General features: G+C 60.7%; 17 protein-coding genes and 1 pseudogene. 9 read left to right on the top strand and 9 right to left on the bottom strand.

Annotated elements, in window-relative coordinates; genetic code table 11:
- Positions 1-24: 24 nt before the first annotated feature.
- The 3 genes from WI754_RS20580 to WI754_RS20570 all read left to right on the top strand — a co-directional run bounded on the left by WI754_RS20580 (position 25) and on the right by WI754_RS20570 (position 3,866).
- On the top strand, positions 25-1,509 hold the full coding sequence (locus WI754_RS20580) for a mannitol dehydrogenase family protein (RefSeq protein WP_349435310.1): 1,485 nt from the start codon (positions 25-27) through the stop codon (positions 1,507-1,509).
- Between the two features lie 81 nt (positions 1,510-1,590).
- Complete coding sequence (locus tag WI754_RS20575; RefSeq protein ID WP_349435309.1) at positions 1,591-2,286, top strand: HAD family hydrolase; 696 nt, start codon at positions 1,591-1,593, stop codon at positions 2,284-2,286.
- On the top strand, positions 2,286-3,866 hold the full coding sequence (locus WI754_RS20570) for an FGGY-family carbohydrate kinase (protein WP_349435307.1): 1,581 nt from the start codon (positions 2,286-2,288) through the stop codon (positions 3,864-3,866). Before WI754_RS20575 ends, WI754_RS20570 begins: the two co-directional genes overlap by 1 nt.
- Before the next feature lie 237 nt (positions 3,867-4,103).
- Here WI754_RS20570 and WI754_RS20565 read toward each other — a convergent pair.
- Together WI754_RS20565 and WI754_RS20560 are read right to left on the bottom strand one after the other, a co-directional pair.
- A pseudogene (locus tag WI754_RS20565) lies at positions 4,104-4,647 on the bottom strand (sensor histidine kinase); the annotation flags it as partial.
- Between the two features lie 670 nt (positions 4,648-5,317).
- The gene (locus WI754_RS20560; protein WP_349435305.1) at positions 5,318-6,112 is read right to left on the bottom strand and encodes a response regulator; all 795 of its coding nucleotides are present in this window, start codon (positions 6,110-6,112) and stop codon (positions 5,318-5,320) included.
- A gap of 1 nt (position 6,113) precedes the next feature.
- Between WI754_RS20560 and WI754_RS20555 the strand changes: the two genes are divergently transcribed.
- The 4 genes from WI754_RS20555 to WI754_RS20540 all read left to right on the top strand — a co-directional run bounded on the left by WI754_RS20555 (position 6,114) and on the right by WI754_RS20540 (position 8,704).
- A complete protein-coding gene (locus WI754_RS20555; RefSeq protein ID WP_349435304.1) occupies positions 6,114-6,257 on the top strand; it encodes a hypothetical protein in 144 nt (47 codons plus the stop codon).
- Entirely contained in the window at positions 6,254-6,448 is a 195-nt protein-coding gene (locus WI754_RS20550; RefSeq protein WP_349435303.1) for a NepR family anti-sigma factor, read from the top strand. The genes WI754_RS20555 and WI754_RS20550 overlap by 4 nt, the downstream gene beginning before the upstream one ends.
- A gap of 8 nt (positions 6,449-6,456) precedes the next feature.
- Positions 6,457-7,011 (top strand): RNA polymerase sigma factor, encoded by a 555-nt coding sequence (locus WI754_RS20545; protein WP_349435302.1) that lies wholly within the window; start codon positions 6,457-6,459, stop codon positions 7,009-7,011.
- Between the two features lie 187 nt (positions 7,012-7,198).
- Entirely contained in the window at positions 7,199-8,704 is a 1,506-nt protein-coding gene (locus tag WI754_RS20540) for an HWE histidine kinase domain-containing protein (RefSeq protein ID WP_349435301.1), read from the top strand.
- A gap of 15 nt (positions 8,705-8,719) precedes the next feature.
- Here the strand turns inward: WI754_RS20540 and WI754_RS20535 are convergent, their stop codons facing one another.
- The 7 genes from WI754_RS20535 to WI754_RS20505 form a co-directional block, all read right to left on the bottom strand.
- Positions 8,720-9,151: a hypothetical protein gene (locus WI754_RS20535; protein WP_349435299.1), complete on the bottom strand. Its 432-nt coding sequence runs from the start codon at positions 9,149-9,151 to the stop codon at positions 8,720-8,722.
- Between the two features lie 105 nt (positions 9,152-9,256).
- Positions 9,257-9,610: a hypothetical protein gene (locus WI754_RS20530; protein ID WP_349435298.1), complete on the bottom strand. Its 354-nt coding sequence runs from the start codon at positions 9,608-9,610 to the stop codon at positions 9,257-9,259.
- Between the two features lie 150 nt (positions 9,611-9,760).
- Positions 9,761-10,549, bottom strand: coding sequence for a heme ABC transporter ATP-binding protein (locus WI754_RS20525; protein ID WP_349435297.1), 789 nt, complete (start codon positions 10,547-10,549; stop codon positions 9,761-9,763).
- 9 nt (positions 10,550-10,558) lie between these two features.
- A complete protein-coding gene (locus WI754_RS20520; protein WP_349435296.1) occupies positions 10,559-11,683 on the bottom strand; it encodes an iron ABC transporter permease in 1,125 nt (374 codons plus the stop codon).
- Positions 11,670-12,611: a hemin ABC transporter substrate-binding protein gene (locus tag WI754_RS20515; protein WP_349435295.1), complete on the bottom strand. Its 942-nt coding sequence runs from the start codon at positions 12,609-12,611 to the stop codon at positions 11,670-11,672. The genes WI754_RS20520 and WI754_RS20515 overlap by 14 nt, the downstream gene beginning before the upstream one ends.
- An 11-nt stretch (positions 12,612-12,622) precedes the next feature.
- Positions 12,623-13,678: a ChuX/HutX family heme-like substrate-binding protein gene (locus tag WI754_RS20510; protein ID WP_349435294.1), complete on the bottom strand. Its 1,056-nt coding sequence runs from the start codon at positions 13,676-13,678 to the stop codon at positions 12,623-12,625.
- A gap of 9 nt (positions 13,679-13,687) precedes the next feature.
- The gene (locus tag WI754_RS20505; RefSeq protein WP_349435293.1) at positions 13,688-13,861 is read right to left on the bottom strand and encodes a hemin uptake protein HemP; all 174 of its coding nucleotides are present in this window, start codon (positions 13,859-13,861) and stop codon (positions 13,688-13,690) included.
- A gap of 229 nt (positions 13,862-14,090) precedes the next feature.
- Here WI754_RS20505 and WI754_RS20500 point away from each other — a divergent pair, with 229 nt between their 5' ends.
- Both WI754_RS20500 and WI754_RS20495 read left to right on the top strand, forming a co-directional pair.
- The gene (locus tag WI754_RS20500; protein WP_349435292.1) at positions 14,091-14,528 is read left to right on the top strand and encodes a hypothetical protein; all 438 of its coding nucleotides are present in this window, start codon (positions 14,091-14,093) and stop codon (positions 14,526-14,528) included.
- 25 nt (positions 14,529-14,553) lie between these two features.
- Positions 14,554-15,474 (top strand): energy transducer TonB, encoded by a 921-nt coding sequence (locus WI754_RS20495; RefSeq protein ID WP_349435291.1) that lies wholly within the window; start codon positions 14,554-14,556, stop codon positions 15,472-15,474.
- Positions 15,475-15,624: the final 150 nt, after the last annotated feature.

Here is a 15,624-nt window from a genome sequence, read left to right as displayed (position 1 = left end):
AAGCTCGTCGAAAGGAATGAAGACATGACGACCAAACTTTCGCTCGCCAATCTCGATGCCATCAAGGCGACGGCCGCCATCCCGGCCTATGATCGTTCAAAGCTGAAGGCGGGCATCGTCCATTTCGGTGTCGGCAATTTTCATCGCGCCCATCAGGCGATCTATCTCGATGATCTGTTCAACACCGGCAAGGACCTCGATTGGGCGATCGTCGGCGCAGGCGTTTTGCCCTCCGACGAGGCAATGCGGGCGAAGCTCGAAGAACAGGATTTCCTGACGACGGTCGTCGAGCAGGACAACACCAGGAGTGCCGCCCGTGTCACGGCGCCGATGATCGACTATCTGCGGCCCGGCAATGCGACAGCTACGATCGCGAAGCTCACCGATCCCGCGATCCGCATCGTCTCACTGACGATCACCGAAGGTGGTTATTTCATCGACCCCGCATCCGGCACGTTCAATCCGGCCCATCCGGCCATCGTTGCCGACAGCCAGAATCCCTCCGATCCGAAAACGGTGTTTGGCTTGATCATCGCCGGCCTGAAAGCGCGCAAGGACAAAGGCATCGCGCCGTTTACGGTCATGTCCTGCGACAATATTCCGGGCAATGGCGAAGTCACCCATGCGGCTGTTTCGGGTCTTGCCCGCCTGTCCGATCCGGCGCTTGCCAACTGGATCGAAGCCAATGTCGCCTTCCCGAATGCAATGGTCGACCGCATTACGCCGGCGACCGGACCACGGGAGGTCGGCATCGTCGCTGACGATTACGGCATTGACGACAACTGGCCGGTGTTCTGCGAAGAATTCAAGCAGTGGGTCCTGGAGGATCATTTTCCCGCGGGCCGCCCGGCGCTCGAAACCGTCGGCGTCCAGTTCGTTCCGGATGTCGCACCTTACGAGCATATGAAGATCCGCATCCTCAATGGCGGCCATGCGGCGATCGCCTATCCGGCGGCGCTTCTCGACATTCATTTCGTCCATGAAGCAATGGAGGACGCGACGGTCCGCGCCTTCCTGGCGAAGCTGGAGCGCGACGAGATCATCCCGGTCATCCCTCCGGTGCCGAATACCGATCTGCATGCCTATTTCAGCCAAGTCGAGAAACGCCTCTTCAATCCGAAGATTGGCGACACCATCCCGCGTCTGGCTCAGGACGGCTCCAACCGCCAGCCGAAATTCATCCTGCCGACGACGGCCGACCGGCTGCGGCGCGGCGAGGATGTGATCGGGCTGTCGCTCGTGTCGGCGCTCTGGTGCCGCTACTTCGCCGGAACCACCGATAGCGGCAGGGCGATCACCTTCAACGACGCCAGCGCCGACCGGCTGCATGCCGCGGCGGTGAAAGCCAAGGACGATCCACAAGCCTTCCTTGCGCTTTCGGATATCTTCGGTGAAGTTGCGCAATCATCACTGTTCCAGACGCGGTTTGCACATGCGTTGCGGACGCTTTGGGAAAAGGGCACGCGGGCAACGCTTCAGCTCTATCTCAATGGAAAACTTGGAGAATGACGTCATGACGCTCAGGCCCTCGCGTAACGTCGCGGCCGCACTGTGCTGCCGTCCTGGCGCGCAAGCGGCGACTTGACGGATATGAGCATGCACCATCCGCCTAAACTTGTGATCTTCGATTGCGACGGCGTTCTGGTGGACAGTGAACCTCTGTCGATCGATGTGCTCGTGCGGGTCCTTCGCAAGGCCGGCGTCGATATGGATGCCGAGGAGGCAACCGAGCGTTTTCTCGGCAAAAGCCTGAAGACGACGACGGACATCCTGCACGAGGAGTACGGACTTGCGGTGGACGACCATTTTCTTGAGCGAATGCGTCTCGATCTCTACCAGCGCTTCCGGCAGGAGTTGCAGCCCGTGGCTGGCATTGCGACCGCGCTCGATCAACTCGACATCCCGCGCTGTGTCGCCTCTTCCAGCCAGATGGAACGCATCCGGCTGTCGCTGACAATCACCGGGCTGATCGACAAGCTCGATCCTTACCTGTTCAGCTCGACGATGGTGGAGCGCGGCAAGCCCGCGCCCGATCTCTTCCTGCATGCTGCTGCGGAAATGGCCACGCCGCCGGAAAACTGTATCGTCGTGGAGGACAGCCCGGCCGGTATCGAGGCTGCCCAGGCTGCCGGAATGCGGGTTTTTGCCTTTGCCGGCGCCTCGCATGCGAGGTCCGAGCGGCATCTCACTACGCTCAGGCGGCTTTCTCCTGACGTCCTGTTTGACGACATGCGGGAATTGATCCATTTTGTCCGTAAAGAACAAACGGACGGGAGCGCAGTTTAATGCGCGATCTGATTGTTGCTGTCGATGTTGGAACCGGCAGTGCCCGCGCCGGCATTTTCGACAGGTGTGGCAAGCAGTTGGCCCGTGCTGACTATCCGATCGCGATGAACCGGCCCGAGGAAAATCACGCCGAGCATGATTCCGAAAATATCTGGACTGCCGTCTGCATCGCCGTAAAAACCGCCCGTGCCAAGGCAGGTGTACCCGCCGAGGCTATCGCCGCCATTGGTTTCGATGCCACCTGCTCGCTGGTCGTGCGTGACAGGAACGGCGCGCCTTTGTCCGTCAATCGCAAGGGCGATCCACGCTGGGACACCATCGTCTGGCTGGACCATCGCGCCTTGGAGCAGGCTGACTTCTGCACCGCGACCGAACATCCCGTGCTCAATCATTCAGGTCGGGTCATGTCGCCGGAAATGGAAATGCCGAAGCTCATGTGGCTGAAGCAGAGCCTGCCGCAGCAATGGGAAAAGGCGGGATACTTCTTCGATCTGGCCGATTTCCTGTCCTGGCGGGCGACCGGCAACCCGGCGCGTTCGCGCTGCACATTGACTGCGAAATGGAACTACCTTTCTCACAGGGCGAACGGCTGGCAGGAGGAATTCCTGTCCATGATCGGCCTGGAGGATCTGCGTGAGCGAGGTGGCCTGCCGGAGCAAACCTTGCCGGTCGGACAATCGACGGGACACTTGACGGCTGCGGCAGCGGCCGAACTCGGGCTGCACGAAAAATGCGAGGTGGCGACAGGGCTGATCGACGCCTATGCCGGAGCCATCGGCGTTCTTGGTGAATTTGCCGGCGCGCCGGACAGGCTCGAAAGGCAGCTCGCCCTGATTGCCGGTACCTCCAGCTGCATCGTTGCCTTTTCGAAGGACATGAAGCCGGGCTTCGGCATGTGGGGCCCCTATTTCGAGGCTGTATTTCCAGGCAGCTGGCTGGTCGAGGGTGGACAGTCGGCGACGGGCGCGCTGCTCGATCATGTCGTGCGCAGCCACAGTGCCGGCGGCGAGCCGGATGTGGAAATCCACGCCCGCATCGTGTTGCGCATTCAGGAACTGCGCGCCGCCCATGGTGCGGAGTTTGCCTCACGGCTCCATGTGCTTCCGGATTTCCACGGCAACCGTTCGCCGCTCGCCGACCCGCATGCGCTCGGCGTCATCAGCGGCCTGACGCTCGACAGTTCATTCGATGCGCTGTGCCGGCTCTATTGGCGCACCTGCGTCGCCATCGCCCTCGGGATACGCCATATTCTCGAGATGATGAAGCAGGCCGGCTACGATCTCGATACCCTGCATGTCACAGGCGGGCATGTGCGCAATCCGCTTTTGATGGAGCTTTATTCCGACGTGACGGGCTGCACCGTCGTGGTGCCTGAAACAAACGACGCGGTGCTGCTTGGCACTGCCATGGTCGCGGCGGTTGCAGGTGATCTCTATCCGGACCTTGGAACTGCGGGACCTGCGATGTCGCCCGGCGGGCAGGAACGTCATCCCAATCCGGCGTGGAGAGAGATCTATGATCGCGACTTTCGCAAGTTTCTCAGCCTCTACAAACATCGGGCCGAGTTGGAAGCGCTTTGACGATAATTTTCGGAAAAAAGAAACCGGTGCGGAACCTTTTTGCGACAGTCCCGTTTATGCCGTGTCCGGACAGGCGTTCGCATCGCCCCCAATGCGAACACTCCAACAATGATCCGGCACTCAACTCACACGCCCCCTCGGTGAGTTGTCGATATCAGCCAGTGTCTTCCCCGGACACTGGCTGTTCTTTTTGCAGAGAATCATCGCGTTAGGGATCTGCCGCCTTCTTGGACCTGCTTACTCCTCGACGCGGGTAATGATCTCATATTCCCGCGACGGAATGGTCAGGTGGTATTCGATGCGGTCGGGCGTGGTCATGTACATGGCCTTGCCGCCGACGGCGATCGGCACGACGCGTTCCAGCACCGTGCGTGCGAAAGTGTGGTCGTCAGCGTCACTCTGCAACGCTGATGCGGGTGGCAGGTGTTCGATCCAAGCCAGTTCGATCGCCTTCTGATCATCCAGCAGTGTTTCGAAACAGTCGATCGTCAGCGAATTGACACCGGCGGAAATCGCGCCGTAGGAGGCGGAATTGACGATCAGCTCATGCAAGGCAAGGCCGATGTGCAGCGCCGCATTCGGCGACAGGTGCGCATCAATGCCGCTGACGGAAATCGGGTTTTCGGTCGCCGGCCAATAGGCGCTGAATTGCCGCTCCGTCAGGGCGAAGAGATAGGCGCCGCGCCAGCTGGAATCGGTCACGAGGTCCTGGGAATAGGCAAGCGATTGAATGCGTCCGCGAAATTTGCTTAGGAAATAGTCGAGCGAAAGTGCCTGGCGCGGTCTGGGTGGCGATACCCTGGATGATGGCCAGGAGGTTTTTCGAGCGATGGCTGAGCTCACGCAGCAGGGTCTTGAGGACGCGTTCGCGGCGACGGGTCTCGGAGATATCGGTGATCACGGACAGAACACCGGTCATGCCCATGGAATCGATGCGCTCGATATCGATCCGATAGGTCAGAACGCCGGTCGGAGATGTGACATCGATTTCTGTCGAGGCAGGGGCATTTCGGGTGGCGACGTCCCGCTTCAAAGCGGTCAGGCGGGCGCTTTCCTCGGATCCGAACACTTCCTCGTCCGCCTGCCGGCCCATTGCCAGCGACTGCAGGACTCGAGGCAGGTTTCCGGAAAGAACGACGCCGAGATCGTCAGATTGATAGAGATAGCCCAAACCGGACTTCTTCAAGACCAGCTCCATCAGGGCCGCGTTTGGTTTGCCGCCGGTCCTGAGGGGGGCTGAACTGCCTGCATTGGCCACGCGTTACGCCTTCCATTCTCCGATTGACTGCTTGCCCAGCTCCCGTGTTAACGACAAAAACGGCCCCGTCCGATCGGCTCTCCGATGCGAAACGGGCCGGCCAAAATCGACGTGTTCACCGCGGGCGCCGAGGCGCTCCCCCCGTGTATTTCACAATGAGATCGTTCGCCCGGCGTTCCGGGCGTAACGGGTCTCAGGCTGCGGCCTTGGTGGATTCGTTGAAGAACAGCGCCTGACTGATCAGCGCCTTGACCATGTCCGGGTTGAACGGCTTGGTGACCAGGAAGGTCGGCTCAGGCCGTTCGCCGGTCAACAGGCGTTCCGGGAACGCCGTTATGAAAATCACCGGAATGGACGTGTTCTTCAGGATATCATTGACCGCATCGATGCCGGAACTGCCGTCCGCGAGCTGGATATCGGCAAGCACCATGCTCGGCCGCGTCGCCTTGAACAGCGTCAAGGCTTCATCCCGGGTGCGTGCAATGCCGGTGACCCGGTGGCCAAGGCTCTCGACCATCTGTTCGATGTCGATGGCAATCAGCGGCTCGTCCTCGATGATCATGATGTCGGTGGCGACCTGGCGCGAAATCTCCTCTGAGGCGCGCTCAAGCAACTCGTTCATGCCGCTCTCGGTGGTGCCGAGAACTTCTGCCGCCTCGCTTGTGCGGAAGCCTTCGACGGACGCGAGCAGGAACGCCTGGCGTGCCAGCGGCGAGACGGATGCGAGATTGATCGACGTCCGTTTTTCCCAGGCAAAGGGCGAAACTGGCTCGGGGATCAAAACGGAGGAGGAACCGAACATCTTTGTATAGAGTTGAAACAGCGCGACCCTGTCACTGCTCGCCTCCGGGAAAATGGAGACATCTGCGATCAACGCTTCCAGAACGGCCGCGACATAGGCGTCGCCCGATGTCTGCGATCCGGTCAGGGCGCGAGAGTATCGGCGCAAATAGGGCAGGAACGGAGCGATCCGGGTGGAAAGTGACATTATGAACTCCCTCAATCTGGCCGAGGAGATGGCCATGACAGGCGGACAACGCCACCAGAAAAAAAAGGTTCCTTTGGAGGGAACGATTTTTTTCGCGGTGCATTATGGTGCCAGACGAACATCTGAAGGTATTTTAATTTTATGACCAACAAAATTGGGGCCGGGCGCGATGTGGCAAAGCCAGTGCGCGCCGATAATCCGAATGCACAGATTGCAACCAAGCTCCGCGCGCTCTATCTTTCTGTACAGGAAGAAGCCATTCCGGACCGGTTCCTCGACCTGCTTGAGAAGCTCGACGCGGTCGAGCGCCAGTCGATGCCGGATGTGGCGGAATGAGTGGTGGCATGACCTCTGAGGAACCGAGTTTCAAGCGTGAAATGCTCGCAGCCCTTCCAAGCCTGCGTGCGTTCGCCATGTCGTTGATCGGCCGGCACGACCGGGCCGACGATCTCGTTCAGGACACCATCATGAAGGCCTGGGCCAAACAGGACCACTTCGAGATGGGCACCAACATGAAGGCGTGGCTGTTCACCATTCTGCGCAACGAACTCTACAGCCAGATGCGCAAGCGTGGGCGCGAAGTGCAAGATAGCGACGGCTATTTCACCGAGACGCTGGCCCAGCATCCTGCCCAATATGGCTCGCTCGATCTTCAGGACTTCAAGCGGGCGCTGGAGAAGCTGCCGCCGGATCAGCGCGAGGCGATAATTCTGGTCGGGGCTTCCGGCTTTTCCTATGAGGAGGCGGCGGAGATTTGCGGTTGTGCGCTTGGAACAATCAAAAGCCGCGTCAACCGCGCCCGCCAGCGCCTTCAGGATATTCTGCAGGTCACCGGCGAGAGCGAGTATGGGCCTGATGCGACATCGGCGCCCATTACCTCGCGGGCTTTCGTTTCCTGACCGCAGACATGTCGCGTCCGCCAGTATCTTCCTCAGATTTGGCGGACGTCTTTTCGCAGAGCGCCCTGATGCGGCGGGCTTGATTGCACCGGGGTTCACAATCGTGCAGAAACAGCGACAGACGCGCTGCAGGGAGATGTAGCGGGCACAAGTCAGCGACGGCGCCCGGGGCCGGGTGTGGAAGTTCATGAACAAAAAGAATAGCGACCTGGCGGCGGCGATGGCGGCCGTTCTGACATCGCCGCAACGGCTTGATGTCCTGCGTTCTGTCGTCCCGGACATGGCCGTGCCGGACGCCGATTTCCAGGAGCTCGCCGAGATGGCCGCCGATCTTTTCGGCGCGCCGATTGCTTTGGTAACGCTCGTCGATGCACGGCATCAATGGCTCAAGGCAACGGTCGGAACCAGCGAGACACAGGCGCTGTCTGCGGGATCGTTTTGCATGCATACGATCGCCGGGCGTTTGGATGACGTGCTTGTCGTCGGCGACGCTTCGACCGACCCTCGTTTTTCCAGCCAGCCGCGGGTGGCGGGTGCGCCGGTTTTGCGGTTTTATGCCGGCGTTCCGCTGGTTATCGACGAACAGCCGGTCGGCTCGATCTGTGTTTACGATGTCAAGCCGCGCCACGACGTCACGCCGCATCTTCTCACACAATTGCGCCGTCTCTCGCGTCTTGCGGCCTCATTGTTTAAGCTGAAGCACGAAGCGCGCCAGCGGGCCTTGAAAGAGGCAGCGCTTTCGCGCGAGGAGCAGCGCCACGCCATGGCGCTCGATGCGGCCAATGTCGGCAGCTGGCTGTGGGACGTCCGCTCCGGCAATGTCTCCTGCAATCCCGCGATGCTGCGCATGTTTGGCATGAAACCGGTCGGGGTTGTTCAGGCGAGGGACATTTTTACTGCCATCCATCATGAAGATCGCATGGCAACGTTCTCGAAGCTGCGGTCCGCCATGGCACAGGACGAGGAATATGACGGCACGTTTCGGGTCGCCTCCACCGGGCGATGGCTGCTTGGCCGTGGCCGTGTGCATGAACGTGATGCCGAGGGCAAACCGACGCTTTTTCTCGGCGTCAATATTGATGTGACGGAGGAACAAGTTTCGACGCAGCGCACCCGGCTGCTGCTGCGCGAACTCAATCACCGCGTCAAGAACACGCTGGCGATGTTGCAGTCGCTGGCCCGACAGACATTGCGGCAAACCAGCGATCCGCAGGAATTCATGACGGCATTCGCCGGCCGGCTTCAGTCCATATCGGAAGCGCACGGACTTTTGTCGGACCATGAATGGGGTGACATTCACCTTTCGGCTTTGCTGGCCAAACAACTGGCGCCGCATGTACGCGACTACGGACGACAGATCGAAATCCACAAGGACGAGATTTTGCTCGGGCCGGACCAGGCGGTCGGCCTCGGGCTGGTTCTGCACGAACTGGCGACCAATGCCGCAAAATACGGCTCTCTCTCGGTTCCGAACGGCAAGGTCGTCGTCACGGCGCGCGGGGTTGATGAGGATGGCCACCGTGTCTTGCATATGACCTGGACAGAGGTGGGCGGCCCACCTGTCAGCGAGCCAGCGAGGCGCGGCTTCGGCTCGATCCTGATCGAGCGTAGCCTCGGCAAGGTGATGGGCAGTTCGGCGAAAGTCGAATACCTGCCTGCAGGATTGACGGCGATCATCCGTCTTCCCCTCTGATCTATCCTGACACCGTCAGGAGCGATCGCGGTCGCCTGACTTCCTCATCAGTCCAAGAGCGGCTCCAAGCCCGACCGCGAGACCGGCAGCCAGAAGTGGTTGCTTGCGGAACAGCGTCAGAGCCGTGGCGACCACCAGACTGGTTTGCGCCTGCGAGCGCCGGCGCTTGTCCGCTGCGATACGCTGGTCCCGCGCATTGAGCGCGTACATGATGCCGATGATGACGAGGCCTATGACCAGGGAGATGACTGCGAGGATGATGGTGGCCGTCAGCGGCGTATACAATGCGCTGAAATAGATCGCGCCTGCGACGAGGGCGAAAATATAGGCGGTCAGAAAAAACAGGGACGCCAGCAGCCACAAGGCCCCGTTCCGCTTGAAGCGCGCTACCGTAACGCCGATGTCTGTCAGTATGAGAGCCGAAAGCATTGCGGCCAAGGGACCCATGTTTTTCTCCAAGGACAAGAACGCAAGTTCGGCTGGCAAAGTCGCCGTTTGCCAGCTTTTGGATACGATGGGCAACCGCCGATGACGACCGCCGTCAGGATTGGGCTAGCGGCGGAGAAGAGCGGCGATCAAAAGACCAAGGGCAGCCGCGGCACCGAGGGTCGCGACGGGATGTTCGCGAACGGTGTGGCGCACCTGCTTTTCGGTGAGCGCGTAGCGATTGCGCAGTTCGGCGAACAGTTGCTCGCCATTTTCAATCAGATCGTGCAGGCCGGCTTCCGCGTGCTCGCGTGCATCATGGGCTCTTGTCCGAACGTCTTTCGAGGCTTCCGAGCCGCGCTGTGACAGGAGTTTCGCAAGTGATGCGATCTCATCGCGGAGCTCATTGATCTGATCTTCGATCGGCGCATCGACGAAGCGCTTCTTTGCGCTGGAACCGGAAAAGAGACCTGTTGCCATGATGAAAACTCCTATCTGTGCCGGGAGTGCGGTTTCACGGCAACCCCGGCGTGCAGTCGTGCCGACATGTGAAATCACCACCCTGTCAGGGTTCGCGACCTCAACGCGCAGGAAGGTGTTTGGTTCCACCGGGAACGGCGGAACGATGCGCTAGCCGAGCGCCGTATGGGGCAGGACGAAAGGGACGCTGCCAGCCGGTGTGGCGTTGACGCGCATGGCGCAGCCGAAAACCGCTTCCATGATGGCGTCGGTCATCACCTCGTTCGGGCGCCCAGCCGCACGAACGCGGCCGCTCTTCATCATGATCATCCGGTCGGCGAACATGGCGGTGAGATTGAGATCATGCATGATGGCGATCACGCCGCCGCCGCGCTGACAGAAATCCCGGGCTAGCCGCATGATCGTCAGCTGGTGGCGGATGTCGAGACTGGAGACCGGCTCGTCGAGGAGCAGGAACGCGGGTTCTCCATGCTGAACTGGTTCCCAAATCTGACAGAGGGCACGGGCAAGCTGCACGCGCTGCTGTTCACCGCCGGAAAGCTCCTGGTAGAAGCGACCGGCGAAACCCGACAGGTCGACCGCCTCCAGCGCCTCCCTGGCGATCCGGTCGGTTTCATCCGCACCGGTCTTCGCACCAACGGACAACCCCATGCGAACTATTTCGCGTACCGTAAAAGGAAACGAGATCACGGTCGATTGCGGCAGGACGGCGCGCTTCAAGGCGAGTTCCCACGGCTTCAGTCTCGAAATGTCATGACCGTTGATGCTGACGGTGCCGTCATAGGAGAGTTCGCCGGCGATCGCTTTGAGGCTGGTGGTCTTGCCGGAGCCGTTCGGACCGACGATGGCCGTCAACTGACCAGCCGCGGCCTCGATGTTGACGCCGTGCAGCACCTGTTTTCCGGAAAGCCGGACGGAGAGATTGCTGGCCTTGATCATGATCTGTCCTCAAAGTCCCATGTGGGAGCGCCCGCGCAGCAGGATCCACAGGAAGAACGGGGCGCCGGCAAAAGCCGTGATGATGCCAATCGGCAGTTCCGCCGGCGGCACGATGGTCCGCGCGATCATGTCGGCGAAAATCAGGAGCGTCCCGCCCAGCAGGGCCGACGCGGGCAGGAGATAGCGATGATCCGGCCCGATGATCAGCCGCAGCACATGCGGCACGACGATGCCGACGAAGCCGATGCCGCCGCTGACGGCGACCGAGGCGCCGGTCGAGGCCGCGACGCTGACGATGGCGATATTCTTCAGCCGTTGAACCGGGACGCCCATATGGAAGGCGGCCGCTTCCCCGAGCGTCAGGGCGTTGAGGCCTCGCGCCAGTAAGGGCACGACGGCGAGCGAAATGAGGATGATCGGCCCGGCGGAGAGGATCTTCGTCCAGTTGGTGCCGGCGAGCGATCCGAGGCCCCAGAAGGTCAGATCGCGCAACTGCTTGTCGTCTGCGATGAAAATGAGAACGCCGGTGACGGCGTTGGCCAGCGCACTGAGCGCGATGCCGGCAAGCAGCATGGTTGCGACCGAGGTCTGGCCGCTGCGTGTCGCGATCCGGTAGAGCAGGAGTGTCGTGAAAAGGCCGCCGAGAAATGCGGCAACCGGTAGAGCGTAGAATCCGAAAACCGCAAACATCGGGCCAAAAACGGAGCTGCCGAGCACGATCATCAGAACCGCGCCAAGGCTCGCGCCGGAGGAGACGCCCACGAGTGCCGGGTCGGCCAGCGGATTGCGGAAGAGCCCCTGCATGATTGCGCCGGACACGGCGAGGGAGGCGCCGACCAGAAGGCCCATGACAGAGCGCGGCAGGCGTATATCGAGGATGATGATGCGGTCGCGGGCGCTCAGCGCCTGTTCTGCGCCTTCCACACCGAAAAGCCAACGCAGGACGTTGCCGAGCGACGCGTCGGCAGCACCGGTCATGATGGAGGCGGCAAACATCGCGGCCGCCAGCGCGATCAGCGCGAGGATCAACACCTGCGCCAGCCGCGACCGGTCGCCCATGTGCCATTCGGATTTCAAACGTGCCGCGAATGACCGCGACCGGCCATCACCTGCCGCCATTTCATTGTGAGGCATTCGGTTTTCCGTAGATCGCCGCGTTCAGTTCGCGCACCGCGCCCGCCGTGCGCGGGCCGAAGCCGAGCAGATGCAGGCCATCCATCCGGATCACTGCCTTGGTCTTGGCTGCGGGCGTCAGGCTGAGGGCGGGATGGGCAAAGAGCTCGTCATCGGTCGCCGCATGGCCGCCGCTACGAGACATCATCAGCACGACATCAGGCCTGGCCTCGATGATCGCTTCGTCGGTCAGCGGTTTGTAACCCGGGAAGCTGCCGGTCGCGTTAACGGCGCCCGCAAGCGCGATGATGCCGTCTGCAGCCGTTCCGGTGCCCGACGCCATGATCTTTTCGCCCTGGGTGCTCAGGATGAAGATCACCCGTTTGCGCTCGCTCTCCGGACGCTTGGCTGCGTCCGCGACTGCGGCGTCAAGGCCGGCCTGAACCTTCTCAGACAGCGCTGCCGCCTTGTCCGGCACGCCGAGGAAGTCGCCGACGGTCTTGATCTTTGCCAGGATGCCGTCGCGATCGAATGTCTCCGAAACCGTCTGGAACGGGATTTTCGCCTCTTTGAGAACGTTCAGCGTCTCCGGCGGGCCGCTGCCCTCGACTGCGATGATGGCGGTCGGATTGGTGGCGATGACACCTTCCGGAGCCAGTTGCCGCATGTAACCGACGTCGGGAACCTTCAGTGCCGCTTCGGGATAGACGCTGGTCGAATCGCGGCCGACGAGCTTGCCCTCTTCGCCGAGCGCATAGACGATCTCGGTAATGGCACCGCCAACGGAGACGAGGCGGGAGGTGTCGATCTGCTGCATGTCCTGCGCAACGGCTGCACGCACGAAGGAGGGCGGCGACGTGATCGGCAGTACGAACGGTGTGGACACTGCAAAAAGAGCCAGAGCCAGTTCCCAGGAACGCAGCCGGCGAAAATCATAGGGAGTTTTCATGGCCAGCTCCTTCAGGCTGCCGCGGTGATGTCGAGCCGGGCGAGGTTTTCCATGATTGAGCGCCATTCCGGGCGCTCGGCGAAGCCTTCCTTGCGCTTGCCGAAGAACTGGATGACCATTTCGCCCTTGGCGTCGAGCGCTTCCAGCGAGGTGACATGGCCGTCGGCCGTCGGTTTACGAACAGCCCAGATTTCGGCGAGATGATCCCTGCGCAAGTGCAGGTGGAAGGTCGGGTCCATGATGTTGAGCCACGGACCCATCGTCTCGATGTTGGCGAGTGGTCCGGAGTGGATCTGGATAGTGCCGTGATTGCCGACGAAACACATGATCGGCAACTCGACCCTGGCGGATTCGCGCATCATCTCTTCCACGGCTTCCGGCTGCAGTTTCCAGGCGAAATCCTCGCCGATCGACTGCAGCGCCTGCCGGCGGCCGAGCTTCAGCTTGCGCAAGAGGCCGTGGAACTGATGGGTGTCGGTCATCCTGCTCCATTCGTTGCGCAGCACGGCAACATCCACCTGTTCGAGCTCGCCTTCGATGCTGTCAACGGCGGCCTCGCCAACGAATTCCTGTGATTGGTCTTCCAGCCTGAAGGCTTCGACGATGTTCTGGTATTCGCTCAGGTTCGAGGCGGAGCGCATATGCACCTTGTGGACGGCGGTTCCCTGCTTGTCGAAGAACTGCAGGCTGCGGCGCACCGCGTCGCCATCGGTTTTCGTCACCGCAAAGCCGTGTGCCCAGGCGCCCGGGAAAATGCGCAGATCGATGTTCTCGCCGAGCACGATCGAGGCATGTTTGCCGGGGGTGATGTTCTCGAACACGCCGATCTTCTCGTGCACCGCGCTTTCGTTGCGGGTCAGCGCCATGACTTCGCCGAGTTCGGCGGCGCGCTCGAGGAAACGGTTGACGTCCCCGTCGATGCGAACAGCGGTCAGCCCACATTCGGCGGCGACGAGGGCTGCTTCCGAAATGCCCAGCTGAGCGGCGATATCGCGTTCGCGCATCTTGGGGTTGGCTGCCCGGTAGGCGCGAATTTCAGACGGGGTCGGACGGGTCGTTTGGGTCATGTGAATGGCCTATTTGTTCAGGATAAGTTTGCCCTGGCGGGTAATTTTCATGCGGTAGATGGCGCCGTCATGCGAGATCAGGATTTCGTTTCCGCCACGAAAGAGATCGCGGCTGTCAATGACGCGCTGCGTCTGGCTGGCCGGCAAGGAAGCCGATACGGCATCTGGATTGTTCGGTGTCACAGGCTTCTTGTCCTGATCATGGCGGCCGAAAACCGGGGATTGCTCCCCTTCTCAAGCCGGGTCATTGCGATTAGTATCTTGACTTCATTACTCATCTTTTATTATGGACGCAATACAGGATTTTTGTAGTCAAGTTTAATTTGCCGGGCGGAAATCACGTGCCGGCGGTGAAGCCGTCCGAACGGTTTTCATCCGCGCCCACGACACCAGCTCAGAGAGTGGATAGACAATGATGAAATTCGATCGACTGCTGCCCTTGGCCCTGTTCGCTGCCGTCTATCCGGGCACGGCCGCTCTGGCTCAGGATGCGGGGACGCCCGGCAATCTGACGGTCGAGATCAATGATCTGGCGTCGTCCGACAAGGGCTGCAAGCTGACATTCGTGGCCGGCAATGGCCTGCCGCAATCGCTTTCCAAGGTCTCCTTCGAATTCGTGCTCTTCGATGAAAAAGGACTGGTTGAGCGGATGGCGGTTCTCGATTTCCGCGATCTGCCAGCCGGCAAGACCAAGGTCCGCCAGTTCGACCTTTCGGGAACGAAATGCGAGGCAGTGAAGAGCCTCTTGATCAACGATGCTCCGGTCTGTGACGGCGAGGGTGTCGCCAAGGACGCATGCATGAAGGTGTTGAAGACCGGATCCAGGTCGTCCGTCGAGCTGAAGGGCTGATGCGGTTTTCTCATCGGTATCTGTGATGAACAATACGGTAAAATGGACCGGGGCGATCGTCCTCTCGCTGCTGGCGCACGCAGGTGCTGCCAAGCTGTTCGAGCCCGGCGAAAAACCGCCGGAGCAGGCGATGGTCGCAGGCGGCGAGGCCATGGAAGTGGCGGTCCTCGGCAATGCCTTCGAGGAAATGATCCAGGCGGGCGATCCCACAGAAGCGGTGGAGCCGGAGGAAGTTGAACCCGAAGAGGTCGAGCCAACGCCCTTCGAGGTGGCGGAAGTACCGCCGATCCTGTCCGAGATCACGGCCGAGACCCCGAGCGACATCGTGCCGACCGAGGCCGATGTGATTCTTCCCGCAGAAGAAATCTCGCCGGTCGTGGCGGCACAGCCGGAAATTACGGCAACGGTGGCGCCGGCGGAAACGGTGGTTCCAGAAGAGAAGCCGGAAGAGATTGTAAAGCCGGAGCCGGAAAAGAAGCCGGAACCGAAGAAAGAGCCTGAGAAGGAAAGGCCGAAGAAGAAATCTGTCAAGAAAAGGGCGGGGGACGCTGGCAAGCAGATGGAACCCCTGAATAAGGGACAGGCAGATGGAGTCGAGAACGCTGTCGCGAGTTCCAGTAGCGGCAAGGAGGGCGCCAAATCGCAAGCGCTCGGGAATGCGGCTGAGAGCAACTACAAGGGCAAGGTTCGGTCAAAGGTGCAGCGCCATTTCCGCTATCCCAAGGCAGCAGATCGCGCAGGTATCAAGGGTACCGTTCAAGTGAGTTTCACCATCTTGGCCAATGGCGGGGTCAGCAATGTGAGAATCTCAAAAAGCTCCGGTTCACCCGTTCTCGACGAGGCCGCGTTGGATGCTGTTCGCGGGGCGGAGCCGTTTCCGAAAATTCCGGACGCCGCTAACCGTGGCAGTTGGGCTTTCAACATCCCGTTGCAGTTTGGCAGGTAGCTACGTCGCCGGCAGGCGCCTGGCGCCCGAATTGTGGCATGCGGGACGACGAGGCGAGAAGGTGGAGCGTCGCAATTAAAAATATGACAAAAATAGTCATCTTTATACTTTACTCTTTTTATCAGGTTAAATAGGGTTCACCCACAACCA

The organism is Pararhizobium sp. A13 (assembly GCF_040126305.1).
GTDB lineage: Bacteria > Pseudomonadota > Alphaproteobacteria > Rhizobiales > Rhizobiaceae > Pararhizobium.
Note: the sequence above shows the minus strand (reverse complement) of the source record. Positions and strands in the feature narration are given on the sequence as shown.